General features: G+C 29.2%; 23 protein-coding genes. 13 read left to right on the forward strand and 10 right to left on the reverse strand.

Annotation, left to right across the window (positions count from 1 at the left end; genetic code table 11):
• Positions 1–4: 4 nt before the first annotated feature.
• The 9 genes from Q0684_RS10785 (at position 5) to Q0684_RS10820 (ending at position 8,104) form a co-directional block, all read left to right on the forward strand.
• Positions 5–307, forward strand: a complete 303-nt coding sequence (locus tag Q0684_RS10785; RefSeq protein ID WP_299016479.1) for a HigA family addiction module antitoxin — start codon at positions 5–7, stop codon at positions 305–307.
• Between the two features lie 697 nt (positions 308–1,004).
• On the forward strand, positions 1,005–2,228 hold the full coding sequence (locus Q0684_RS10790; protein WP_299016480.1) for a hypothetical protein: 1,224 nt from the start codon (positions 1,005–1,007) through the stop codon (positions 2,226–2,228).
• 294 nt (positions 2,229–2,522) lie between these two features.
• Positions 2,523–2,795, forward strand: coding sequence for a hypothetical protein (locus Q0684_RS10795; RefSeq protein ID WP_299016481.1), 273 nt, complete (start codon positions 2,523–2,525; stop codon positions 2,793–2,795).
• A gap of 268 nt (positions 2,796–3,063) precedes the next feature.
• A complete protein-coding gene (locus tag Q0684_RS10800) occupies positions 3,064–3,525 on the forward strand; it encodes a DDE-type integrase/transposase/recombinase (protein WP_299016482.1) in 462 nt (153 codons plus the stop codon).
• On the forward strand, positions 3,510–3,764 hold the full coding sequence (locus Q0684_RS13530; protein WP_366140209.1) for a hypothetical protein: 255 nt from the start codon (positions 3,510–3,512) through the stop codon (positions 3,762–3,764). Before Q0684_RS10800 ends, Q0684_RS13530 begins: the two co-directional genes overlap by 16 nt.
• A 102-nt stretch (positions 3,765–3,866) precedes the next feature.
• A complete protein-coding gene (locus tag Q0684_RS10805) occupies positions 3,867–5,234 on the forward strand; it encodes a dihydroorotase (RefSeq protein ID WP_299016484.1) in 1,368 nt (455 codons plus the stop codon).
• 214 nt (positions 5,235–5,448) lie between these two features.
• Positions 5,449–5,970 carry a hypothetical protein gene (locus tag Q0684_RS10810; RefSeq protein ID WP_299016486.1) on the forward strand — a complete coding sequence of 174 codons (522 nt, stop codon included), beginning with the start codon at positions 5,449–5,451 and terminating at the stop codon, positions 5,968–5,970.
• Between the two features lie 295 nt (positions 5,971–6,265).
• Positions 6,266–7,540, forward strand: coding sequence for an ornithine--oxo-acid transaminase (gene rocD / locus Q0684_RS10815; RefSeq protein WP_299016488.1), 1,275 nt, complete (start codon positions 6,266–6,268; stop codon positions 7,538–7,540).
• Positions 7,541–7,660: 120 nt separating this feature from the next.
• Positions 7,661–8,104, forward strand: coding sequence for a DUF5362 family protein (locus Q0684_RS10820; RefSeq protein WP_299016490.1), 444 nt, complete (start codon positions 7,661–7,663; stop codon positions 8,102–8,104).
• A 9-nt stretch (positions 8,105–8,113) separates the two neighbouring features.
• Here Q0684_RS10820 and Q0684_RS10825 read toward each other — a convergent pair whose 3' ends face one another.
• From Q0684_RS10825 to Q0684_RS10835, 3 genes are all read right to left on the reverse strand, one after another.
• Entirely contained in the window at positions 8,114–8,833 is a 720-nt protein-coding gene (locus Q0684_RS10825; RefSeq protein WP_299016492.1) for a MauE/DoxX family redox-associated membrane protein, read from the reverse strand.
• A gap of 4 nt (positions 8,834–8,837) precedes the next feature.
• Complete coding sequence (locus Q0684_RS10830; RefSeq protein WP_299016495.1) at positions 8,838–11,453, reverse strand: AsmA-like C-terminal region-containing protein; 2,616 nt, start codon at positions 11,451–11,453, stop codon at positions 8,838–8,840.
• 84 nt (positions 11,454–11,537) lie between these two features.
• Positions 11,538–11,861 (reverse strand): YbaB/EbfC family nucleoid-associated protein, encoded by a 324-nt coding sequence (locus Q0684_RS10835; protein WP_299016497.1) that lies wholly within the window; start codon positions 11,859–11,861, stop codon positions 11,538–11,540.
• A 129-nt stretch (positions 11,862–11,990) separates the two neighbouring features.
• Here Q0684_RS10835 and Q0684_RS10840 point away from each other — a divergent pair, with 129 nt between their 5' ends.
• From Q0684_RS10840 to Q0684_RS10850, 3 genes are all read left to right on the forward strand, one after another.
• A complete protein-coding gene (locus tag Q0684_RS10840; RefSeq protein ID WP_299016499.1) occupies positions 11,991–14,087 on the forward strand; it encodes a S9 family peptidase in 2,097 nt (698 codons plus the stop codon).
• 113 nt (positions 14,088–14,200) lie between these two features.
• The gene (locus Q0684_RS10845; RefSeq protein ID WP_299016501.1) at positions 14,201–15,199 is read left to right on the forward strand and encodes a pyridoxal-phosphate dependent enzyme; all 999 of its coding nucleotides are present in this window, start codon (positions 14,201–14,203) and stop codon (positions 15,197–15,199) included.
• 83 nt (positions 15,200–15,282) lie between these two features.
• Entirely contained in the window at positions 15,283–16,533 is a 1,251-nt protein-coding gene (locus Q0684_RS10850) for an aminotransferase class I/II-fold pyridoxal phosphate-dependent enzyme (protein ID WP_299016504.1), read from the forward strand.
• 179 nt (positions 16,534–16,712) lie between these two features.
• Here Q0684_RS10850 and arsB read toward each other — a convergent pair whose 3' ends face one another.
• The 3 genes from arsB to Q0684_RS10865 are packed head-to-tail and all read right to left on the reverse strand — an operon-like array spanning position 16,713 to position 18,601.
• A complete protein-coding gene (arsB, locus tag Q0684_RS10855) occupies positions 16,713–17,753 on the reverse strand; it encodes an ACR3 family arsenite efflux transporter (protein ID WP_299016506.1) in 1,041 nt (346 codons plus the stop codon).
• 7 nt (positions 17,754–17,760) lie between these two features.
• Positions 17,761–18,228: a DUF6428 family protein gene (locus Q0684_RS10860; RefSeq protein WP_299016508.1), complete on the reverse strand. Its 468-nt coding sequence runs from the start codon at positions 18,226–18,228 to the stop codon at positions 17,761–17,763.
• 43 nt (positions 18,229–18,271) lie between these two features.
• Complete coding sequence (locus Q0684_RS10865; RefSeq protein WP_299016510.1) at positions 18,272–18,601, reverse strand: metalloregulator ArsR/SmtB family transcription factor; 330 nt, start codon at positions 18,599–18,601, stop codon at positions 18,272–18,274.
• Between the two features lie 248 nt (positions 18,602–18,849).
• On the opposite strand from Q0684_RS10865, the gene Q0684_RS10870 reads away from it, so the two are divergent.
• Positions 18,850–19,209, forward strand: coding sequence for an SdpI family protein (locus Q0684_RS10870; protein WP_299016512.1), 360 nt, complete (start codon positions 18,850–18,852; stop codon positions 19,207–19,209).
• 23 nt (positions 19,210–19,232) lie between these two features.
• Here Q0684_RS10870 and Q0684_RS10875 read toward each other — a convergent pair whose 3' ends face one another.
• Genes Q0684_RS10875 through Q0684_RS10890 form a run of 4 tightly spaced genes read right to left on the reverse strand, consistent with a single transcriptional unit; the run spans position 19,233 to position 23,406 of the window.
• The gene (locus tag Q0684_RS10875) at positions 19,233–19,865 is read right to left on the reverse strand and encodes a phospholipase (protein WP_299016514.1); all 633 of its coding nucleotides are present in this window, start codon (positions 19,863–19,865) and stop codon (positions 19,233–19,235) included.
• Between the two features lie 15 nt (positions 19,866–19,880).
• A complete protein-coding gene (locus tag Q0684_RS10880) occupies positions 19,881–20,207 on the reverse strand; it encodes a hypothetical protein (RefSeq protein WP_299016516.1) in 327 nt (108 codons plus the stop codon).
• 5 nt (positions 20,208–20,212) lie between these two features.
• Positions 20,213–21,472, reverse strand: a complete 1,260-nt coding sequence (locus Q0684_RS10885) for a dihydroorotase (protein ID WP_299016518.1) — start codon at positions 21,470–21,472, stop codon at positions 20,213–20,215.
• The gene (locus Q0684_RS10890; RefSeq protein ID WP_299016520.1) at positions 21,469–23,406 is read right to left on the reverse strand and encodes a BatA domain-containing protein; all 1,938 of its coding nucleotides are present in this window, start codon (positions 23,404–23,406) and stop codon (positions 21,469–21,471) included. Before Q0684_RS10890 ends, Q0684_RS10885 begins: the two co-directional genes overlap by 4 nt.
• Between the last annotated feature and the right edge of the window lie 52 nt (positions 23,407–23,458).

Below are 23,458 nucleotides of genomic sequence, written 5' to 3' on the forward strand. Positions count from 1 at the left end.
AATTATGGAAAAATTAGCAAATATTCATCCAGGAGAAATTTTATTTCACGAATTTCTTGAGCCTCTTGAAATTTCTGCATATAGACTTTCAAAAGACTTGAAAATTCCTCAAACAAGAATTTCTGAAATTATAAAAGGAAATCGAAGAGTTACAGCGGATACAGCTTTAAGGTTAAGTAAATATTTTGGAAATTCTGCAAAATTTTGGTTAGGAATCCAAGATGACTTTGATATTGAAAATCAAAAGGAAATTAAAGAAGCTGAATTGAAAAATATAAAACATTACGAAAACAACAACGTTGCCTAACAACGTGTATAATTCATTGCTAGTTATAGCCTACTTACGAAAGTCCTCGCGGACTTTCTATCTGTGATTTATTTGCTAACTTTAGTGCTTAAACACGCAACGAAATCATACACAAACACGTTACCAAAAATAGCTCACTCACTCAAATGTTGAATTGAAAATAGTGAATGAAAACTAAAAAAAGTGAAATTTAAAATCGCTTAAACAACCTCTCAACAATCGGAATTTTCCCAAAGTTTGCGGAATTTCTAAAAACGTGAAAAATTACTCAAACGCTGAAAACAAAATTGCGGAATTATCACTCAAATGTTGAATTGAGCAAAATACGGAAAACCAAAATTGCTCAATTTTTTCTTAAAATGGGGAATTTAAAATGGCAGAATAATCACTCGAATGTTGAATTTAGCAACCTAGATATTTATTATAAGTGGAATTGAACTAAAACAGGAATTAAAAATGTGGAATTATCTCTCAAACGTGAAAAATAAAAAAAATGAGAAATTAATGAAATCTGAAATTCCTAATAAAAATCACTACTTTTGGTAACAGCGTGTATAGTTTATTGCTATTTATGGCAACTTTGGAAAGTTTCTGTTGACTTCAAATGTATTAAATTTTCACTAACTTTACGTTATATCAACGCAACAAACCATACACAATCAAGTTGTGCAAAATATCCAAACCCGAAACTAATTGAATGAATTTAACAGAAAGATACCCAAAAGTAGTTTTAGAAGAAGTAGAAGAAAATAGAGTTCACATAAAAAACTTATGGAATGATGACAGTTTTTTATTGCGATTTAATAAAGATACTGATTTAACTTTTTTGAATAGTTTGTACTTTCCTGAAGAACTTATGGCTTCTTACTCAATTGAAAAAGGAATTATAGAAGTTTACGCATTTCCATTAGACCCAAATGAAGAATTGGTAAAGCGAAGTTTTACTTTCAATTATAAAGGGAATTCATATTTATGTAATTGGGAAAAACCTACAGAAGACTTTGAAAAAATAGCAACAGCTTTTAGAGAAGATAAAGAAGAAAGCAAAACTTCTTACAGAAACTTAAGACAATTTCGAGATTATTATAGAAAAGATGAATTACCTGATTTTTTATCTAAATATTTTAAAGATAAGGAACCGTTTAACTTCTTCATAAAAGGAAACTTTAAACCCATAGAAAACGAAATCGTGGAATTTTGTCGACATCTAAACTTTTATATGTCATATTTTGACAGATTAACACCCAACGTTCAGATATTTCAAAAGAGTTATAAAAAAGAAAACTTTAAAGTTCCTTGTTATTCATTATTCGATACTTTTCCAGATACAATAAATGGTACAGAAATAGATAACATTCTTTTAGAAATAATAACAGTTGCAAATAGCACAACAGATAATAGATTGAGTTTTATATTTTATTATCAAATTTTAGAATATGCATCATATTATTATTTAAAATCAGATATTAAACACAAATTAACAACACTATTAAAAAAACCAGATATATCTTATAATTCAGAAGAATATAGTAAAACTATAATTGAAGAATTTAAAAATCATTTTAAAAACAATGATGATAAAGCGAAATTAGAAATGCTAATATCTGAACACGTTAAACTGAAAGATTTGAAAATCGAACTAGAAGATAATATTGAATATTTTAGTAGAAAATTAGAATTTGAAGGTGGATTTAAGTTAGACCCAATAATGAAAAATGAATTAACTGGAATTGAACAATTACCTGAAAATACAATAAAAATAATTAAAGAAAATATTGTCAGTATTAGAAATAGTCTTGTACATTTAAGAGAATCTCGTGAAAATAAAGTTATACTTCCGACTGCAAAAAATGACGATTTATTGACACCATATCTTTATGTTTTAAGAAGAATATCTGAAAAAATAATAATTGAAAGATAAATACTTTGCACAACAGCGTATAAATTTTATTGCTATTTTTGGCTTACTTGGGAAAGATTTCGCACACTTTAAATGTAGTAAATTTTCACTAACTTTACGCTAAACCAACGCAACAACTCATACACAACAACGTTGTACACCATTTACGAAAATGTACTTTCCTGAAATAGGTTGACTAAAAATTAAACACTTAATTATAGTCAGTTACGAAAACGCAAAAAGAACACTGGCAGAGAAGAAAGTACTAAAAAGTAACATTAGAAACCAAATTATTTGTCGTTGACCAAATTCAAAATGGTCAAATCTCAAGAAACTTTGCTTCCAAAAAATAGGATGTTCCAAGAACAACGATTGGTTATTTGGATAAAAAAATACAATACTTTAGTGCAACAAAACACAGGTATGAGTAAAAACGATGAAATAAAAAAAATGAAGGAAAAAACTGAAAAATTTGAGTTTGTAAAAGACTTTCGGCAAGATATTTTTGCTAATATGGAAATTTTTAGAGGCGTGGATATGTCAAAAAAGTCATTACCCAAAACACCTTCCTGCCGGCAGGCAGATTAGCAAAAGAAATAGCGCTAAAGAAGAAAAACCGTTTAAAACAAAGTGGTTCTATGGATGTTTTGGGATTAGTAAACAAGCCTTTTGCAAAAGACTTAAAAGCCAACAAAAACAACAAATCAATCAACAAAAAATAGTTGTGTTAGTGTTAAATTATAGAAAGTCAGTTGGTATGAGAACAGCTGGAATCAAGCTCTATAGCGAACTAAAATAAGATTTTATAACCAATGATATTAAAATTGGTAGAGACAAGTTTTACAACGTTTTAAGAATGTACAATTTTCTTGTTCCAAAGTTAAAAAACTATATAACAACAACAGACTCTAAACATCAGTTTAGAAAATACAAAAACCTAATTAAAGATAAAGTACCCACTAGACCAGAGCAGTTGTGGGTTAGCGATATTACCTATATAAAAACAGAAAACGGACATAACTATTTAGCAATCGTAACAGACGCATATTCTAAGCAAATTATGGGCTATAAATTAGCAAATCATATGAGAACATCACTTTGTACAGAGGCACTCGCTATGGCTATTAAAAATAGAAAATATCCTAATAAAGGGTTGATACATCATTCTGATAGAGGTTTTCAATATTGTAATCCTAAATATACTCAGTTTGCTGAGAAAAATGGAATTACAATGAGTATGACTGAGCAATATGACCCTTATGAACCTGCCTGCCGGCAGGCAGAAATGCAATTGCAGAACGTATTAATAGAACTTTAAAATATGAATATGGTTTAAGACAAACGCTTAAAAATACAGATATAGCAAAGAAAACAGCGATGCAAGCAGTGTATATTTACAATCATTTAAGAGCACATTGTAGTCTAAAATTAAGAAAACCAAGCGAAGTACATCAAAATCCAAATATCAAATACAAGTCATATCGAAAAAATAAACTAAATTTGACGAATTTGAAATTTAAGCAACAACTTAGTTCAAATTATTTTTTACCGTTCTAAACGGCCAAAAAAGATAGTTTGGAAGGTATAAAAAAGACCAAAAAATTGTCATCCTATATCAGTATAATTAAGAAAACCAACAACCTTAACAGAACTTGAAAAATGAATCAGCATATTTTAATAAAAAAACCTACAATAGTAAATGAAGGAAAGTCATTTGTGGCAGATGTACTTTTAATTGACGGACTAATTGATAAAATTGGAGATATTGACATTGAATCAAATTATAAAATAATTGACGGAGCAGGGAAATACCTTTTTCCAGGAATTATTGACGGACAAGTTCATTTTAGAGACCCTGGCCTTACACATAAAGGCGATTTATATACCGAAAGTAAATCTGCCATTGCTGGTGGAGTTACTTCTTTTATTGATATGCCAAATACAGTTCCGAATATTTTAACGGTTAAAAGTCTTAAAGAAAAATTTGAAATTGCTTCAAAAAAATCTTTAGCAAATTACTCATTTTTTCTTGGTGTAAACGGAGATAATATTGACGAAGTTATAAAGATGGATACTAGTCAATTTATTGGTGTTTCAGATGACGGATTATATTTTACAAAAAAGGGTAATCTTTTGGCTGATAGTCCAGAAAAAATGGAAAAACTTTTTGCTAACTGTAAATCGATTATAGCCATTCATTCAGAAAAAGAAGAAATTGTAGAGGCAAATGAACAGGCTTTCAGAGAAAAATATGGAGAGGACATTCCTGCAAAATTTCATCCAGTTATTAGGAGTACTCAAGGCTGTTTTGAGGCTACTAAACGTGCAATTGAAATAGCAAAAAAACACAATGCGAGACTGCACATTTTACATTTAACAACTGAAGCAGAAACCCACCTTTTTCAAAATGACACTCCGTTAAAAGACAAAAAAATAACTACTGAGGTTTCAGTACATCATCTATGGTTTTCAGAAAAAGATTATGACCGACTTGGAATGCTTATAAAGTGGAATCCAGCAATAAAATCAGAAAAGGACAGAAAAGGTTTATTAAAAGCACTTCTTGACGACAAGATTGACCTTATAACTACTGACCACGCACCACACACTTTAGAAGAAAAAGAAAAACCTTATTTTCAATCTATGTCAGGTGCACCAATGGTTCAGCATACTTTAAATTGTATGTTGGAATTTTACAAACAAGGTCTGATTTCTTTAGAAAAAATAGTGGAGAAAATGTGCCATAATCCAGCAATTTTATACAGTATGACAAAGAGAGGATTTATCCGAGAAGGTTATTTTGCAGACTTGACCTTGGTGGATTTGAACAGCAAATGGACAGTCACTAAAGATAATATTTTGTATAAATGCGGTTGGTCACCATTAATAGGAACGACTTTTCAAACGAAAATAAAACAAACATTTGTGAACGGAAATTTAGTTTACGACGATGGTGAATTTTTTGAGCAAGAAAAAGGAAAAGAAATTGAATTTGGTAGTAGAAATGACGAAAACACTACCGCTTAAAATGTATAAAAAAATAGGGTAAAAAGTGCTTTGTCGAAAAGTCTATGTGTATTTGCAAGTCGCCAAATTTTTAAATTTGATATAATTAAAATGAGAGAAGATAATTAACAAAATTTAAAAATTTCGCTTTAGTTTAATCCGAAAAGTAACGCTTACAACTGTTTTATTTTTATTGCATTAGACCTTTGAGCAAGGCATTAAATGAAAATTTAGAATGAAAAAGAAAATTTTAGGAATATTGGTTTTATTTGCAACGATATTTTTTAGTTGTAAAGGGACAATAAATACGGTGAGATATTCGGAGAATAGTCCGAAAAAATTTAAACGTGCATTTATAATTTCATTAGAAAATTCTGAATATATAAAATTCAAGTTTGGTAATTTTACTTACGCAGGATATTTGCCATCAAAAGACGATAAAGCTAAGAAAGTTGAGGTTATTGGAAATACAGACACAATAATAAAACGAGAATTAGAAAAACGTGGAATTTTAGCTGTAATTGGAAAAAAAGGAGACGAACCTGAAAATTTTGACTTAATAGTAAAATACAAAGATAAATGGAGGTGGGATTTTAAAAAGATATTAGATGAACTTGAAATTTCTTTTATCTCTCCAAAAGGAAATAAAGTTATTGCAAAATCGCATTTTAGTATTTACAAAAATAAAGAATTACATAACTTCCCAACACCAGAAAAAGAGGTGCCAAAAATGATTAAAGAATTAATCGGAAAATAAAAAACGTTTCTATAAATGTAAAGGATTTAGAAAAAGGTAAATTAGTACCGAAAGATTTGAGTAATGATGCTAATCAAACCACTAATGAGTTTATGCGTATTATTGAATATTTCTAAAATTTAAAACGCACTACAACACCATATATTTTATTCAGAGATATCATTAATATCCTTAAAAAATATTATTTTTGTACAACTTCGAGGATGATTTCTTTCCCACGCTGAATTTCTAGTACTTTCTAGAAAGATAAAGGTAGAACAGGAATGTTTTAGTTTAAACATTTAAAAATAATAAAATGACTGTTTTAGATAATTTAAGTTCGCAAAAGGCGATAGATTTAGAGAACAAATATGGTGCACACAACTATCATCCATTACCAGTAGTTTTAAGTAGAGGAGAAGGAGTACATGTTTGGGATGTTGAAGGAAAAAAATATTATGATTTTCTATCAGCATATTCTGCTGTAAACCAAGGGCATTGTCATCCAAAAATTGTAGCTGCAATGATAAAGCAGACGCAAACATTAACATTAACATCTCGTGCATTTTATAACGATATGTTAGGAAAGTACGAGAAATTTGCATCTGAATATTTTGGTTTTGATAAGTTACTACCAATGAATACTGGTGCAGAAGCTGTAGAAACCGCCTTAAAAATTGCAAGAAAGTGGGCTTATGAAGTTAAGGGAATAGATGAAAATAAAGCAGAAATTATAGTTTGTGAAAACAACTTTCATGGCAGAACAACCACAATTATCTCTTTCTCTAACGATCCTGTAGCTCGCAAAAATTTTGGTCCTTATACTCAGGGGTTTATTAAGATAGAATATGATAATTTAAAGGAGTTACAAAAAGCACTCGAAAACAACTCAAACATTGCTGCGTTTTTGGTAGAACCAATACAAGGTGAAGCAGGAGTTTATGTACCTTCTAAAGGGTATCTTTCTGCTGCTAAAGCATTGTGCGAAAAACATAATGTGTTGTTTATTGCAGATGAAGTACAAACGGGAATTGCAAGAACAGGTCGTTTATTGGCAACTTGTGGTAATTGTTCTTGTAAAGATAAAAACTGTTCTGGTACGCCAGAAGTAAAACCAGATATTTTAATTCTTGGAAAAGCCCTTTCTGGAGGTGCATACCCAGTGTCTGCAGTATTAGCAAATAACCAAATAATGAATGTAATTAGACCAGGAAATCATGGGTCTACTTTTGGAGGCAATCCTGTAGCTGCTGCTGTTGCTATGGCTGCTTTAGAGGTAGTAGCTGAAGAGAATTTAGCGATTAATGCAGATAAATTGGGTGAAATTTTTAGAAAAGAAATTGCTGTGTTTTGTAAAACAAATGCCTTAGTAAAATCTGTTAGGGGTAAAGGTTTGTTAAATGCAATTTTAATAAATGATACAGAAGATAGTGCTACAGCTTGGGATATTTGTATAAAGTTAAGAGATAATGGTTTATTAGCAAAACCAACACACGGTAATATTATTAGGTTTGCGCCACCTCTTATAATTACAGAGGCTCAGCTTAGAGATTGTATTGCAATAATTAAAAAAACAATCACAGATTTTTAATAATTTTAATTTTATTTAATAATATAAGCCACAAGTTCTATTTATGAATTTGTGGTTTTTTGTTAAAAAAAAATATTTACTTTTGATTACACTAGGAATTAACTCACTAAAAAATAAATAATGAAAAATGCAATAACAGAATTAGAGGAATTAACATTAAACTCAGCATCTAAAAGCTTTTTAAAAGAAACTGCAAAATGGACCTATTTTCTATCTATTATGGGGTTTATTTTTGTAGGATTAATGGTGATTTTTAGTTTTTTTGCTGGAGTTATTTTTAATAACCTTCCTAATATGGAGCAAATGCCTTTTGATATAGGGCCAGTTATGACAGTTACTTATTTAATTTTTGCAGTTATTTACTTTTTTCCAATATTATATTTATATCAGTTTTCTGTAAAAATGAGAAAAGCATTGCAATCTAAAGGTGATGAGGATTTGGCATTAGCCTTAGAAAAATTAAAATCACACTACAAGTTTGTTGGTGTATTTACAATTATTATTATTTCTATTTACCTTTTATTTTTTGTTTTAGGTATTGCAGGCGCTGCCTTTTTTGCTTAATTTTTATTTCTAAAAAAGGAGCATAGCAAAGGCCATAAAAATCATAATGGTGTTCTCTATTAATGTAGCCTGGGTCATTGGAAGTTTTAAAGCTGTGCCTAAACAAGCACATTGAATTTCTCTTTTTTTTAAGAGTGTTTTGGTTACTCCAATAGTTGTAATTCCTAAAATTAGTATAGTGGTTATAATTGCAACATCAACTTGAAAGCGCATTAAAAAAAATAGCCCTAAAATTGTTTCTAAAAACGGATAAATTTTACCATAAATATGTGCCTTTTTAGCTAAAGGGTCATACATTTTAAAAGAAGTAACAAAACCTTTTAAGTCTAACATTTTAAAGAAACTAAAAACAACAAAAAATAAACCCATAAAATCTAACATTACTTCTTTTGTGTTCCAACTTTTATAATTTAATAATACACAAGACACTGTAATGTAGAATAAAATAAGAAAAAGAGGTTTTAATTGCTTTAGTTTAGAAGGTTTATTTAATTCATCTTTGCCACTAGAAAAAATAGCTTTTTCTTTCTTAAAAGTTATGTTATATTTCTCTGATAATATGTTTTGAAATTCTTTTATTTCAATTTTTTTGTTACTAAAAACTGTTGCTTCTTTTTCTTCTAGATTTATAGTTACCTCTTTAACATCAGGTACACTTTCTAAATATTTAAGAACTGTATTTTTACAGTTTTGGCATGTCATTCCTAAAATTTGATAGGTGTTTTTCATATATCTAGTTTACCGTATCTTTTTTCTTCTTACTAAAAAGACCATTTAAAACATTTTTTACCTTTTCTTTTGCCGCTTCTTTTACAGTCTCTTTGCCTTTAATAGAATCTTTTTCATTTTCTTTTTTACTACCTAAAATGTTAAAAAGCTTATTTTTACCTTTATCAACTAAGCTAGCTTTTTGTTTTGCTACAAGCTGTTTTACTAAACTTGTGGTTGCTTGTTTAATATTAGTATTAAAATTAGGGCTAGAAAAGCTACCTGTTAAAGTTGCGTTTATAGGAATGCTCTTAATTTCACTGGCGTCTTTTGCGTTTAATTTAGCCAATATAGAGGTAACTGAATTTCCTAAATATTGCACAGGTACATCAAAAGTAATATTATAATTCATATTATTATCAAAGCCATGTGTGCCATCTATATTCATACCAATATCTTTATACTTTATAGCTAATGGAGCAACATTTACTTGCCCATTTTTAAACGTAAGCAATGCTTTTAAATCTTTTAAATTTAGTTTATTCATATCTAAAAAATCTATCTTAGAACCAACAGCATTTAAAACTTTAGATTTATTTGAGTTTAATTTTGGATTTAAAAGTGTACCAATTAGATCTCCAGAAATACTTTGCAAATCTGGTGTTAAATCATCTTTTAAAAAGCCTTGCACATTTAATTTAGTATTTATTTTACCTTCTATAATTTTAGCAATAGGAGCTATAGCTTTTAACATTTCTAAATTGCCAAAAGCTTTATTAATACTTAATTTATTCAGGTCTAAATTCATGTTAAATTTAGACTTTTCTCCTTTAGTATTTACCTTACCACTAAAACCAATGTTACCACTAAATGCATCTGTGTTTACATTTTTTAAACTTATGGTCTCTTCTTTTATCAATAATGCGCCATTTACATTAGCCAATTTAATATTATCATATAAAACGTTATTTGCTTTTGCATTTATTGTAATGTCTAAAAATTCAGGGATTTTTAATGCGCTTGTTGGTTCGTTATCCTTAGTTTCTTTGGTGTTAGACATAAAGTCATCAACTTTAATATTGTTAGAATTTAAGTTGAAACTACCTTGCAATTTTTTGTCTTTGAATAAAAAACCGTAAAAATTATCTAGTTTTCCTTTTAAATCAACATCAGAGCTTCCTGTTTTTGCTTTAAAATCTTCTAATTTAATAGTATTTGTATTAAATGTTACTGTTGTGTTGTCTATAAAAAAAGGATTTGCAACATCATCTCCTTCGTATTTAAAATTTGATAAAGAAATCTGTCCTTCGTTTTTTATGTTTTGATAGTTTTCTTTTTCAATAGAATTCATATCAAAATTAGTAATAACATCTGCTTTAAGTATTCCTTGCAATTCTTTTTCTAATGCAACAGGGTAAACTTTGCTTATGTTTTTTAGGTTTATTATGCCTTTAGCTTTTAGTTTAATTAATGCGTTTGTAGTAAAATTAGCAATACTTCCGTTTGCGTTAAACACATCTTCATCTATTTTAAAAGAAGAATTATTTAAATTAATATAGGTGTCTTTAGGAAACCCAGTTTTGTTAATAATAGATGCATCAATATTTATATTAGTTACAGCTTTAGGTAAATCTGCATATTTAAACCTAGCATTTTTAGAACTTAATGTAATATTTAAGTTAGGTATTTTTGTTTCAGAAAGTGTGCCTTTTACAATACCATTTAAATTGAAATTACCAGAAGTAGTAATAGATGCTAAGTTACCTGCATATTTTTTAGGTAGTAAGGCCAAAACATTTTTAAAAGAGGAATTTGGGGTTTTAAAATTTATGTCATACAATTGGGCATTTTCCAATAATTGCATAAATCCATCAAATTGCAATGGTAATTCATTTATATAACCCGTGTTTTCTTTAAAGGTAAATTTAGAATTTTCTATATCTAAGCCTAAAATAGCATCTAATTTTACAGGAACTTCTTTTAAATAATTACTGTTTTCCATATAAAATGAAATATTAGCAGCACTTTTGGTATCTAAATCTAAAATAGCATTAGCAAAATTTCCTTTACCAGTATGGTAAATGCTATCTGCTACAAGCTTAATTTTAGAATTTACATCAAAATAAGTGAATTTTAAATTGCTTGCACTGTAAGATTCTATATTTAAAGCTAAAGCACTTTCTGTATTTTGTGTTTTGGTAACTTCTGTTGTTTTTGCAATATCATAATTACCTAAATTGTCTTTATTAAATAAGATGTTAACAATACTGTTTTCTGCTACAATATCTTTAATACTTAAAGTTTCTGTTTCATTTTTAAACAGTTCGGTAATTTCTAGGTTAATATCTAACTTTTCAGAAAAGAATAAAGTATCTCCTAAAAATGGTGCTTTATTAATTATAGCTATATCGTTTATTCTTAAACTTGCGTTGGGGAAATCTCTAAATAAACTTAAGTCTGTTTCTTTAAAGCTAAGCGTTGCATTTATATTGTTGTTAGCTGTACTTTTTATCATAGCCACAATTTTATCTTTAAATAAAAACGGAATAGATACTAAGCCAATAACCAATAAAAATATGGCAACTAATAACCATTTTATTATTTTTTTTGACGAACTTTTTTTCTTCTTTTCTGTATTCATTTTTAGGTTGATTTGTGGTCCAAAACAAAAATACCTCTTTTACAAGAGGTATTTTTGTTAAGATACTATTAAATAAGCTATTGGTTATTTAAACATATCCATACCAGGTATGTTTGGCATTCCTGCTTTTGCAGCAATTGCCATTTCATTTTCATTAATTTGTGTTGCTTTATTAATGGCCTTGTTTAAGGTTAAAATAAGATAATCTTCTAATTCTTCAGCATCATTAAGTAACGATTCGTCTATGCTTATCGTTTTAATTTGCCTGTTTGCCGTTAAAGTAACTTTAATTTTATTGTCTGTAGAATTTTCATCTACTAAAACAGTATCTAGTCTTTTTTTAGTTACTTCTACTTTTTGTTGGGCATCTTTTAATTTACCCATCATTCCAGAAATATCTCCAAACATAATCTTATATTTTTTCTATTAATTTAAGTAAACAAATTTAATAAAATAGATTCTAAAAAAATGAATAAAATATTTCTAAAAACATGGTTTTTAAGCCTTATTTTTGCAATCGCTTGTAAAAATAAGAATATGAAAAGTACAGATGCAAAAATACCAGTTGCAGAAAAACAACCTATAGAATTAGAAAAACACGGAGATATTAGAACAGACAATTATTTTTGGATGCGTTTAAGTGACCAACAAAAGTTGGGCGAGGTAAAAGATGCACAAACACAAAAAGTAATTAATTATTTAGAGCAAGAAAATACTTATTATGAAGAGGTAACACAATATACCAAAAATTTCGAAGAAAAATTATTTGAAGAAATGAAAGGTAGAATTAAAGAAGATGATTCTTCTGTACCTTATAAAGATAATGGCTATTTCTATATTACAAGCTATCAAAAAGGGATGCAATACCCAATCTATACCCGTAAAAAAGAAAATTTACAAGCCCAGGAAGAAGTTTTGTTTAACGTAAACGAAATGGCAAAGGGTTTTGATTATTTTCAACTAGGTGGTTTAAACATTTCTCCAGATAATAAATTAGCCGTTTTTGCAACAGATACAGTAAGTAGAAGACAATATTTTTTAAGGATTAAGAACTTAGAAACAGGTGAAATTTATAAAGATATTATAGAAAATACAAGTGGTGGTTCTGTTTGGGCAAATGATAATAAAACCATTTTTTACACCAAAAAAGACCCAGTTACTTTAAGAAGTGTAAAAATATTTAGACATGTTTTAGGCACACCAACTGCTGAAGATGTTCTTGTTTATCACGAAAAAGATGAAACGTTTGGAACTTATGTTACCAAATCAAAATCAGATAAATACATTATAATAGGTTCTCATAGCACAGTTTCTACAGAGGCGCAATTTTTAGATGCGAATAACCCAACAGGTAATTTGCAAATGTTGCAGCCAAGGCAAAGAGATTTAGAGTATAGTGTTTCTCACTTTAAAGACCATTTTTATTTATTAACTAATAAAGACAATGCTACCAATTTTAAGTTGATGAAAACTCCAGTATCTGCCACAACAAAAGAGAATTGGGTAGATGTTATTCCTCATAGAGAAGATACGCTTTTAGAAGATTTTTCTATATTTAAAGAGTATTTGGTTTTAGAAGAACGTGCGAATGGTTTAAATAAAATACGCATAAAACGTTGGGATAATAAAGAGGATTATTATTTGCCTTTTAATGAAGAAACCTACGCTGTTGGTGTTTATAATAATCCAGAATTTGATACAGATATTATTAGATATAGGTATAATTCTTTTACAACGCCAAGCTCTATTATAGATTTTAACATGGCAGATAAATCTAAAGAGATTAAAAAAGAGCAAGAAGTTTTAGGAGGTAAATTCAATAAAGAAAACTATAAAAGTGAGCGTGTTTGGGCAACAGCAAGAGACGGCAAAAAAGTAGCTATATCTTTAGTTTATCATAAAAATACTGCATTAAATAAACATACACCTTTATTACAATATGCTTATGGTTCTTATGGTTATACTATTTCAGACGGATTTTCTACTACCAGATTAAGTTTATTAGATAGAGGTTTTGTGTATGCTATTGCACATATTAGGGGAAGTGAGTATTTAGGAAGAGATTGGTACGAAGATGGTAAAATGCTACACAAAAAAAATACATTTAACGATTTTGTAGATTGTTCTAAATATTTAATAGCAAATAATTATACATCTGATGCACATTTGTATGCAATGGGAGGTTCTGCAGGAGGTTTGTTAATGGGTGCAATTGCAAATATGAATGCTGAATTATACAATGGTATTATAGCAGCAGTTCCATTTGTAGACGTTATTTCTACAATGATAGATGATTCTATTCCTTTAACCACAGGTGAATATGACGAATGGGGAAATCCTAATGATAAGACCTATTATGAGTATATAAAATCATATTCTCCTTATGATCAAGTGGAAGCAAAAGCTTACCCAAATATGCTAGTTACCACAGGTTATCACGATAGCCAGGTGCAATATTGGGAGCCTGCAAAATGGGTAGCGAAATTAAGAGAATTAAAAACAGATACCAATCTTTTAATGCTTAGAACTAATATGGAAGCAGGGCATGGAGGAGCATCTGGACGTTTTGATGCTTTAAAAGAAACAGCAAAAGACTATACATTCTTTTTAGCTTTAGAAAATAAATTAGACTAAGGTTTCATAAAGCATTAAATTCAATTTTATTATTCAAACTGAAAATGTATTTTTGTAGTAGGAAAAGATAAACCTTATAGTAATAACTTAAAGGTTTTTTATGAAATTGTAGAATGACAAGTAATCCGAATATACACAATAGTTTACTGGAATTGGTTGGAGACACACCAATTGTAAAACTTCAAAAAATAACACAAAATTTAAAAGGAAAGTACTATGCAAAATTAGAATCCTTTAATCCTGGCCACTCTTCTAAAGACAGAATTGCTTTACATATAATTAATGATGCAGAAAAAAAAGGTATTCTAAAAAAAGGAGCAACTATTGTAGAAACAACCTCAGGTAACACAGGCTTTTCTTTAGCAATGACTAGTATTGTAAAAGGTTACAAATGTATTTTAGCAGTTTCAGACAAAGCTTCACAAGACAAAATAGATTTATTAAAAACAATGGGAGCAGAGGTGCATGTTTGTCCTGCTAATGTCCCTTCAGATGATTCTAGATCTTATTACGAAGTAGCTAAAACCATTCATAAAAAAACAGAAAATTCCGTTTATATCAATCAATATTTTAATGAGCTAAATATAGAAGCGCATTATAGAACTACAGGGCCAGAAATTTGGAAACAAACTCAGGGTAAAATAACCCATTTAATAGCCGCAAGCGGAACAGGAGGGACCATTTCTGGTACAGGGAAATATTTAAAAGAACAAAATCCTGCTATTAAAATTTTAGGCGTAGATGCTGTTGGATCTGTTTTAAAGAAATATCACGAAACAGGAGAATTAGATACTAACGAAATAAAACCTTATAAAATAGAGGGTTTGGGTAAGGCTTTAATACCTACAGCAACAGATTTTGATGTAATTGATGTTTATGAAAAAGTGGCAGATAAAGCAGCTGCATTTACAGCAAGAGAAATTATAAAAACAGAAGGTATTTTTCCTGGCTATACTTGTGGTGCAGTTATGCAGGCTACTAAGCAATACGCAGCTAAAAATTATTTTACAGAAGATAGCTTTGTGGTACTTATTTTTCCCGATCATGGCTCTAGGTATTTAAACAAAATTTACAATGATTCTTGGATGCAAGAGCAAGGGTTTTTAGACTAAATAGTAATACCACCAACTAACATCTCTAAATTGCGAAAGCGATTAAATTTTTTTAAATTTGCTTCCTCAAAAAAAACAGAATAATGACAACAGATTTATTTGACAGAATCATAAAAGACAAGGGGCCACTAGGGAAATGGGCAGACCAAGCAGAAGGCTACTACGTATTCCCAAAATTAGAAGGACCTATTTCTAACAGAATGTCTTTTAATGGTAAAAAAGTAGTTACTTGGAGTATAAATGACTATTTAGGACTGGCAAATCATCCAGAGGTTTTAAAAATAGATGGAGAGGCAGCTTTAGAGCATGGTATGGCTTACCCAATGGGTGCAAGAATGATGTCTGGCCACACACCATTGCACGAACAATTAGAGGAAGAATGTGCTGCATTTGTAGATAAAGAAAAAGCATATTTATTAAACTTTGGTTATCAAGGTATTATGTCTGCAATAGACGCTTTGGTTACTAAAAACGATGTTATTGTGTATGATATAGATACGCATGCTTGTATAATAGACGGTGTTCGTTTACATGCAGGTAAACGCTTTGTTTATAAGCATAACGATATGGAAAGTTTTGAGAAAAACATTAAACGTGCCAAAAGAATGGCAGAGAAAACAGGAGGAGGAATCTTAGTGATTTCTGAAGGTGTTTTTGGAATGCGAGGAGAACAAGGGCGTTTAAAAGAAATTGTAGCTTTTAAAGAAGAATACAACTTTAGATTGTTAGTAGATGATGCACATGGTTTTGGAACTTTAGGAGAAGGAGGAAGAGGTACTGGTTTTGAGCAAGGTGTACAAGATGACATTGATGTATATTTTGCAACTTTTGCAAAATCTATGGCGGGTATTGGTGCTTTTTTAGCAGGAAATAAAGATGTAATTCAGTTTTTACAGTATAATTTACGTTCGCAAATGTTTGCAAAATCATTACCAATGGCAATGGTTAAAGGCGCATTAAAACGTTTAGATATGATACGTACAATGCCAGAATTAAAAGAAAAACTTTGGGAAAACACCAATGCTTTACAATCTGGTTTGCGTGCTGCAGGTTTCGATTTAGGAACAACACAAACGTGTATTACTCCTGTTTTCTTAAAAGGAGATATACCAGAGGCAATGGCAATGGTGAATGATTTACGCGAAAATCACGGAATTTTTTGTTCAATTGTAGTATATCCTGTAATACCTAAAGGATTAATAATTTTAAGATTAATACCTACAGCAACGCATACGCAAGAAGATATAGACGAAACAATTGCTGCCTTTTCTGCAATTAGAGCAAAATTAGAAAATGGTACGTATAAAAAAATTGCTGAAGCTTTAGTTTCTTAAATAGAAACAATAGTTTTAGCAAACAGAATTGGCTGACTTAAAAGTATGAAGTATTGCTAATTTTTGATAGAAATGCAATGAAATTAAAAAACGTATTCAATTAAATTTGAATACGTTTTTAAATTTATACAGATAAGATAAAACAATAAGATGAAATTACTTTTAAGGCGATTTATATTTTAATTTGTTGTTTTAAAATATTTCTTTTTTAGCCAAAAGGAAACTTTAACTAATAAAATTAGTGCAGGCACTTCTACTAATGGTCCTATTACGCCTGTAAAAGCTTGTCCAGAATTTAAACCAAAAACGGCAATAGCTACTGCAATGGCAAGTTCAAAGTTGTTACCAGCAGCAGTAAAAGCTACAGCTGCAGTTTTATTATAAGTTGCGCCAGTTGCTTTTGTAAAAAAGAAACCTATTACAAACATTATTGTAAAGTAAATTAGTAATGGTACTGCAATAATTAATACATCTAAAGGAATAGCCACAATAAGCTCTCCTTTTAAAGAAAACATTATTAGAATTGTAAAAAGTAGCGCAATTAAAGTTAACGGAGAAATTGTGGGAATAAATTTTTCTGTATACCACTGTTCTCCTTTTAATTTTACTAAAATTAATCTACTAAAAATACCTAAAACAAAAGGTATACCTAAATAAATAGCAACACTTTCTGCAATTGTTTGTATAGAAATATCTATAATTGCTCCTTCAAAACCAAAGTATGGTGGTAAAATGGTTATAAATAACCAAGCATAAAAAGAGTAGGCAAATACTTGAAAAATACTATTAAGTGCAACTAAACCTGCACCATATTCACTGCTACCTTCTGCTAAATCATTCCAAACTAAAACCATAGCAATACATCTTGCCAAACCAATTAAAATAAGCCCTACCATATATTCTGGGTAATCTTGCAGAAAAATAATGGCTAATAAAAACATTAAAACGGGTCCAATAATCCAATTTAAAATTAGAGAGATAGATAATATTTTCAGGTCTTTAAATATTTTAGGTAAAAGTGCATAGTTTACTTTCGCCAAAGGCGGATACATCATTAAAATTAAACCTATGGCAATAGGAACATTTGTAGTACCTTTATTAAAAGAGTTTACAAAATCTGGTAATTTGGGAAAAAAGTATCCAAAGCCTACACCTAAAATCATGGCTATAAAAATCCATAACGTTAGGTTTTTGTCTAAAAAACTTAATTTTTTTTTCATAACTTATTTAGCAGCAATTACTATTTGGGTCGCAAGCATTTGCCTGCGTTAAATTTGAAATTCTAATTCTAGGTTTTTTTTGAGGAATGCCACATGCATCTTCTGCTAAACAAGCAGTTTGTTTAGAAGTTAATAAAAAAGTATCGTTTTTAAAATCTAACCCAAATTTACCAATAGTCTCTGCTTGGTATTCTACTTCAATTTCTAGATCTTCTATTTTTAGAATTTTCTCAGAAAGTTCTATAATGCTCATTAACTTTTCTGGGTGTAATCTATGATTGTAGTCGTTAGCGTTCCATAATTGAAAATTGGCAACTTCTTCTTTGCGCATAACCCCACCACAATCAATAAAATTTTTAGTTATTTTACCAACTTCAGTTACGTGAAAATGGCTAGGAACCAATTCTCCATTAGGCAATTGAAAAGCAATAGTTTTTAATGTTTTTAATGTTTGTTTTACTTCAGATAATTTCATTTTATGCTATTTTTAGTGAGGTAATTAAAAGGTACGTTTGGTATTAACAGCAATTCAGGTTTTTTAAATCTTGATTTAAAAATTGCTCCATAACTGTTTTCATGCTCGTCCATTTTTCTGAATTAATGCAATAACAAACACTTGTACCACTTATGTTTCCTTTAATTAAATTTAACTTTTTTAATTCTTTTAAATGTTGGGATATTGTTGGTTGTGCTAAACCAATTTCTTTTACTAAGTCTCCACAAACGCAGCTATTCAATTGAAAAAGATGTTCTAAAATGGCAACTCTTGCAGGATGCCCAAAGACTTTTGCAAAATCTGCAATTTGGTTCTGCAAGTCTGTAAATTTTTCTGTTTTTGTAAGACCCATAATTTTATCAATTACTATATTGCAATATTACGATTAATAAATTAAATCAAATCTTAAAAATAAAGAAATGTAATAAAAGTTTAAAGTAAATGTATTTTGAGTAGTTTAAATTTTAGTAGAATTTTCATAATTCAATTTTTAAACTTTACAGATTGTGAGTGGCATATTTTTAGTTTCAAACTTTTAAAAGTATACAGAAAATTAACTTATCTTAGAATTATAATCCTTAAGGAGCTTGATTTAACGTTATGGAGAATCTAAATATTTATTATTTCCCTTTAATTGTTGGAGGAATTTTTGTTTTTGTAGGTGTCATCTTAAAAATATTTGCACCAAAAGAACGTAGTTTTCTTTTTGGTTATAGAACACCTAGTTCAATGAAATCTAATGAGCATTGGGTATTTGCTCAGGAGTATTCATCAACAAAAAGCTTACAGATTGGTTTATTTTTATGGTTAGTTGTTTTAATTAACTTTTTTGTAGATACACAATACTATTTCAGCACAAAGCACCAATTAATTTTAGTTTTTATTGCTGTTCTATACTTATTTATAACTACAGAATTTGCTATTTGCAGAAAATTTAAAAGTGTAGGTAATAAAAATTAAGGTTGTAACATCACCCAATTAATTTACAAACGCTCTTCAATCCACTTTTTAAAGCTAAAAAAGTTTTGTGGTGCAACACCATGGCCAGCATTGTACTCAGAATATTCATTTTTAAAACCTAAATTATCTAAAAATGGTTTTGAGTTTCTTGCCCACTCTACTGGCAAAACTTGGTCTACAGAACCATGACTGCAGTAATAATCTGTATTAATTTCTTTAGAAATTTCTGCTGGTAATAACTCTTTATTAATATAACCACTTAAGGCAATTACATGATTTATTTTGTTTGGATAGTAAAAACTTAAAGAATAGCTTAAAATTGCACCTTGACTAAACCCTAGCAAGAATATTTGCTCTGTTTGATATTTCAATTTTATTTCATCAATAAAAATAGCAATTTTATCTATAGATTCTTTTGCTTCTTTTAAATCTGAGAACTTACCATTTATATCATCAAAATTAATAGAGTACCAAGCATATGCGCTAAAGCTCATAGGTAAAGGCGCTTGTGCGCTTACAATTGTTAATTCTTCTGGTAATTCTTTTGCAAAAGAAAATAGGTCTTGCTCATTACTTCCATAACCGTGTAGTAAAATAAGTAAAGGTTTCTTTTTAGCAGCTATTTTAGGTTCTCTAACTATATAATGTAAACTCATTTCTGTAAACTCTATTTAAATATTTTTAAACCATTCTTGAAATTTTTCTCCAAATAATGGTACCAATTTTAACTCTTCTTGTACGGCACTAATTATACCTAAAACAAAAAGAACCAAAACTCCAATTTTACCAATATTACCAGCAGTAGTTCCAAAATATGCGAAAACGATCCATTTATTAGCAAAATATAAAATATGTAAACCTAAACTTTGTCTAATATGAAAGCTAGCAAAATAATTGTTGTTTTGTCTGTTTGTGAAAAATGCATAGAGTAAGCCAATTATTGTTATATAACTTACTGTACCAAGTGTTTTACCCTCTTTAAACGTTTGGTTTATCATCCTTGTTATTCGTTTAAAATTAACTGATTATTCGCAAAAACACCATACACTTTACCTTTTACTTTTTTGTTGATAAAAGGACTGTTTTTTGAAGTTGAAAGTATATTGTCTTTCTTAAAAACATAATTTTCAAACGGATTAAAGAACGAAAGTTCTGCAGGATTTCCTTCCTTAATTTTAACTTCACTTAAGCCAAAAATAGCCCTTGGTTTGTTGGTAATGTTTTCTATATAATCCTCTAAGTTAAATACTGTGTTTAAGGCTCCAAATGCACTTTCTAAACCAATAACACCGTCTTTTGCCTGGCTAAATTCTACCTTTTTATGTTCTATGTCTATAGGGTTATGGTCGGAGGTAATCACGTCTATAACACCAGATTTTACCGCTTTTTGCAATGCATCAACATCTTTAGTTGTTCTTAAAGGTGGGTTGGTTTTAAAATTACTATCAAAACCATGCAGCTCTATATCTGACAGTGTTAAATGATGTACAGCAACACTACAGGTAATATTTAATTTTTTCTTTTTAGCCTCTTTAATTAGGTCAACAGATTTTGCTGTAGTAATGGTAGGTATGTGTAATTTACCACCAGTATATTCTAATAAATACAAGTCTCTAGCAATTTGTATATGTTCTGCTAAAGCAGGAATTCCCTTTAAGCCCAACTTTGTGCTATTTATGCCTTCGTTTGCAATACCTTCTCCTGCAATTGCATTGTTTTTAGGAAAACTTAAAACTAATCCATTAAAATTCTGTGCATACAATAATGCAATTTTCATTAGATTGTCATTAGCAATTGGTTTGTTATAATCTGCAAACGCAATGGCTCCAGATTGCTGCATATCATACAGTTCTGCCATTTCTTCGCCTTTACTGCCTGCAGTTAACGCTGCAATTGGGTGTAAAGAGGTAGCGTTATTGGCTGCCTTATGTATTAAAAATTCTACGCTAGATTTATTGTCTATTACTGGGTTGGTATTTGCATTTATTGCAATTGCAGTAAATCCGCTTTTAGCGGCTACTTTTAAGCCATTATCAATAGTTTCGCGTTCCTCAAAACCAGGTTCTCCAAAAGATACACTAGCATCAAACCAACCACAAGAAACATGTAAATTTTCTTTTTCTACTATTTGATAATTTTCTTTTGATGTTATGGAATCTGCTATTTTTTTAATAGAACCATTTTCTATTAAAATATCTTTTTTCTGCTGATGGTAAGTGCTTGAGGAATCTATAATCGTTGCCGATTTAATAAGCGTAATCATGATTTAAAGAATTTTAAGATAAAAATTTCTAATAACAAAGATACAACTGCTAAGCCTAAAAACCATTTCCAAAGCCATTGAACTTCATTATTTTTAGTTATTTTTTTAAAAACATTTGCAATAGAAGATGAGATTTCTATACTCTTGTTTTGTTCTTGCAGTGTTTTTAAGTCTATATACTTTAACAAACTCTCTTCTTTAGGATTGTTAAAAGCTAAGTTTTGTAGGGTAAAATCTTCTTTTAAAACACTATAAAACCCGGCAGTTAATGGTTGCTCTTTTGTTATTATAGCTACTTTATTTTGATAGGTTTTCTGTAACGGAATAAACTTTTCTTTTGTACCTGATAAAGTTAAAATTTCATCTTTCCCTATTTTTGTATCAATTTCGATATTATTTTCCTTTTGTAGTCTGTATGCTATTTTTGGATATTTAAAACTCATTTTACCCAAATTGTAAAAGATGGGTACAATTAAAGGAGAGTTTAAAAAATTACTATTTTTCTTATTAAGAGCACCTGTAACATAGTAAAAGTTGTTTTTTAGTTCGCTAATAAATGCAGTGTTATTTTCTAGACTTACCAAAGCAATCGTTTTACCAGAAATAGGGTAGTGGCTTTTAAGGTTTGGGTATTGAAAGTTATTTACCTGCTTAGAAAAAACCTTATCAAAAACAGGATGGTTGTAATTAATTTTTGTGATTTTTAATGGGATAGATGTCTTGTTTTGTAATGCATTTAAGTTGCATTTTTTTAGAAAATTATTGTAAGAATTTAGTGAGATTTCTTCATTAGGAATTAGAATAATATTGCCTCCATTTTTGTGAAATTGCTGTAAGCTTTTAGCTAGTATTTCAGGGATGTTTTTTAGCTCGTTTAAAACTATTAATTGTTGTTTTTCTATGCTACTATAATTTAGATTTAATAGCGATACTTTAGTTAAATTAAACTCGTTTTTTGTGTAAATTTTTGCGAGGTAATCTAGGTTTTCTCCTATGGCTAAAATGTTGGTTTTTGTTTGGTTATTAATGGTAAAAAAATAACGATTATCAAAGCTGAAAGTATCGCTAAAATTTACTTCTAATTTTCCTAGGAATTCAGGTTCGTTTTGTATAGTAAATTTTATTGTTTTTTGTTCATCTTTGTCAATAAAGAAAGACTGTTTACTTAGTAGTTTTTCTTTGTTAAAAAGGGCAAGTGGTACATTATCTATTTTGCTACCTTGGTTTTTAATTATAGTGTTTACAACAAAATTGGTGTTATTCGCATCGCTTACAAAAACACTATCAATAGAAATATTATTTTTAACAGTAGGTGTTAATTGAATTGCTTTAAAACTAGGTGTTACATCTGTAAACTTATCTGTGTAAAGTCCCTGAAAATCAGATATTAATATATTTTTATTTAAAGTTTTGGTTTTATTTTTTTCTTCTTGCTTTATTTTTAAGAAAACGGTGTTTAGGTTTAATGTTTTGGTTGTATTTTCTATATTTAGTAGTGTATTTTTTAATTCATCTTTAGTAATATTTTTATAGAAATTTGTATTTGTTAATAAAGAGTAAGAGATTTCTTTTTGCGTATTTTCTATAATTTCTTGTGCTGCTATTTTTAATAAGTCTCCTTTTTCTCCTTTAGTATTTGTGCTTAAAGAGTTGTCTAAATAAATAAAATTATGTTGCTTTTCTTCTGCTTTTTTGTTCCCAAAATAAGGTTGAGCAAATGCTAAAATAATAGCACTAAATAAAAGCAATCTGGTAGCCAAAATAAGCCACTTTTTTATTTGAGAACTTTTACGGGTATGTTGCTCTAATTTTTTTAAAAAAGCAACATTTGTAAATGGTACTTTTATAAATTTTTGTAACTGAAAAAGATGTACTAAAATTGGTGTAATTAGTAAGCTTAAAAAATATAAAATTTCTGGATTTTTAAATTGCATTCCACTTTATTTTTTTATGTTTTTTGTCTTAGAGATATTGATTGTAAAATTT

It is taken from the genome of uncultured Polaribacter sp. (assembly GCF_947503875.1).
GTDB lineage: Bacteria > Bacteroidota > Bacteroidia > Flavobacteriales > Flavobacteriaceae > Polaribacter.

What these genes read in the sequence shown, in the direction of transcription:
- Q0684_RS10865 (WP_299016510.1), bottom strand. Translation starts at nt 18,601, where the DNA reads ATGGGTCTTACAAAAACAGAAAAATTTACAGACTTGCAGAACCAAATT.
- Q0684_RS10870 (WP_299016512.1), top strand. Translation starts at nt 18,850, where the DNA reads ATGGAGAATCTAAATATTTATTATTTCCCTTTAATTGTTGGAGGAATT.
- arsB (WP_299016506.1), bottom strand. Translation starts at nt 17,753, where the DNA reads ATGAAAAAAAAATTAAGTTTTTTAGACAAAAACCTAACGTTATGGATT.
- Q0684_RS10810 (WP_299016486.1), top strand. Translation starts at nt 5,449, where the DNA reads ATGAAAAAGAAAATTTTAGGAATATTGGTTTTATTTGCAACGATATTT.
- Q0684_RS10805 (WP_299016484.1), top strand. Translation starts at nt 3,867, where the DNA reads ATGAATCAGCATATTTTAATAAAAAAACCTACAATAGTAAATGAAGGA.
- Q0684_RS10830 (WP_299016495.1), bottom strand. Translation starts at nt 11,453, where the DNA reads ATGAATACAGAAAAGAAGAAAAAAAGTTCGTCAAAAAAAATAATAAAA.
- Q0684_RS10840 (WP_299016499.1), top strand. Translation starts at nt 11,991, where the DNA reads ATGAAAAGTACAGATGCAAAAATACCAGTTGCAGAAAAACAACCTATA.
- Q0684_RS10820 (WP_299016490.1), top strand. Translation starts at nt 7,661, where the DNA reads ATGAAAAATGCAATAACAGAATTAGAGGAATTAACATTAAACTCAGCA.
- rocD (WP_299016488.1), top strand. Translation starts at nt 6,266, where the DNA reads ATGACTGTTTTAGATAATTTAAGTTCGCAAAAGGCGATAGATTTAGAG.
- Q0684_RS10890 (WP_299016520.1), bottom strand. Translation starts at nt 23,406, where the DNA reads ATGCAATTTAAAAATCCAGAAATTTTATATTTTTTAAGCTTACTAATT.
- Q0684_RS10800 (WP_299016482.1), top strand. Translation starts at nt 3,064, where the DNA reads ATGTACAATTTTCTTGTTCCAAAGTTAAAAAACTATATAACAACAACA.
- Q0684_RS10835 (WP_299016497.1), bottom strand. Translation starts at nt 11,861, where the DNA reads ATGTTTGGAGATATTTCTGGAATGATGGGTAAATTAAAAGATGCCCAA.
- Q0684_RS10790 (WP_299016480.1), top strand. Translation starts at nt 1,005, where the DNA reads ATGAATTTAACAGAAAGATACCCAAAAGTAGTTTTAGAAGAAGTAGAA.
- Q0684_RS10880 (WP_299016516.1), bottom strand. Translation starts at nt 20,207, where the DNA reads ATGATAAACCAAACGTTTAAAGAGGGTAAAACACTTGGTACAGTAAGT.
- Q0684_RS10795 (WP_299016481.1), top strand. Translation starts at nt 2,523, where the DNA reads ATGGTCAAATCTCAAGAAACTTTGCTTCCAAAAAATAGGATGTTCCAA.
- Q0684_RS10860 (WP_299016508.1), bottom strand. Translation starts at nt 18,228, where the DNA reads ATGAAATTATCTGAAGTAAAACAAACATTAAAAACATTAAAAACTATT.
- Q0684_RS10845 (WP_299016501.1), top strand. Translation starts at nt 14,201, where the DNA reads ATGACAAGTAATCCGAATATACACAATAGTTTACTGGAATTGGTTGGA.
- Q0684_RS10825 (WP_299016492.1), bottom strand. Translation starts at nt 8,833, where the DNA reads ATGAAAAACACCTATCAAATTTTAGGAATGACATGCCAAAACTGTAAA.
- Q0684_RS10850 (WP_299016504.1), top strand. Translation starts at nt 15,283, where the DNA reads ATGACAACAGATTTATTTGACAGAATCATAAAAGACAAGGGGCCACTA.
- Q0684_RS10885 (WP_299016518.1), bottom strand. Translation starts at nt 21,472, where the DNA reads ATGATTACGCTTATTAAATCGGCAACGATTATAGATTCCTCAAGCACT.
- Q0684_RS10875 (WP_299016514.1), bottom strand. Translation starts at nt 19,865, where the DNA reads ATGAGTTTACATTATATAGTTAGAGAACCTAAAATAGCTGCTAAAAAG.
- Q0684_RS10785 (WP_299016479.1), top strand. Translation starts at nt 5, where the DNA reads ATGGAAAAATTAGCAAATATTCATCCAGGAGAAATTTTATTTCACGAA.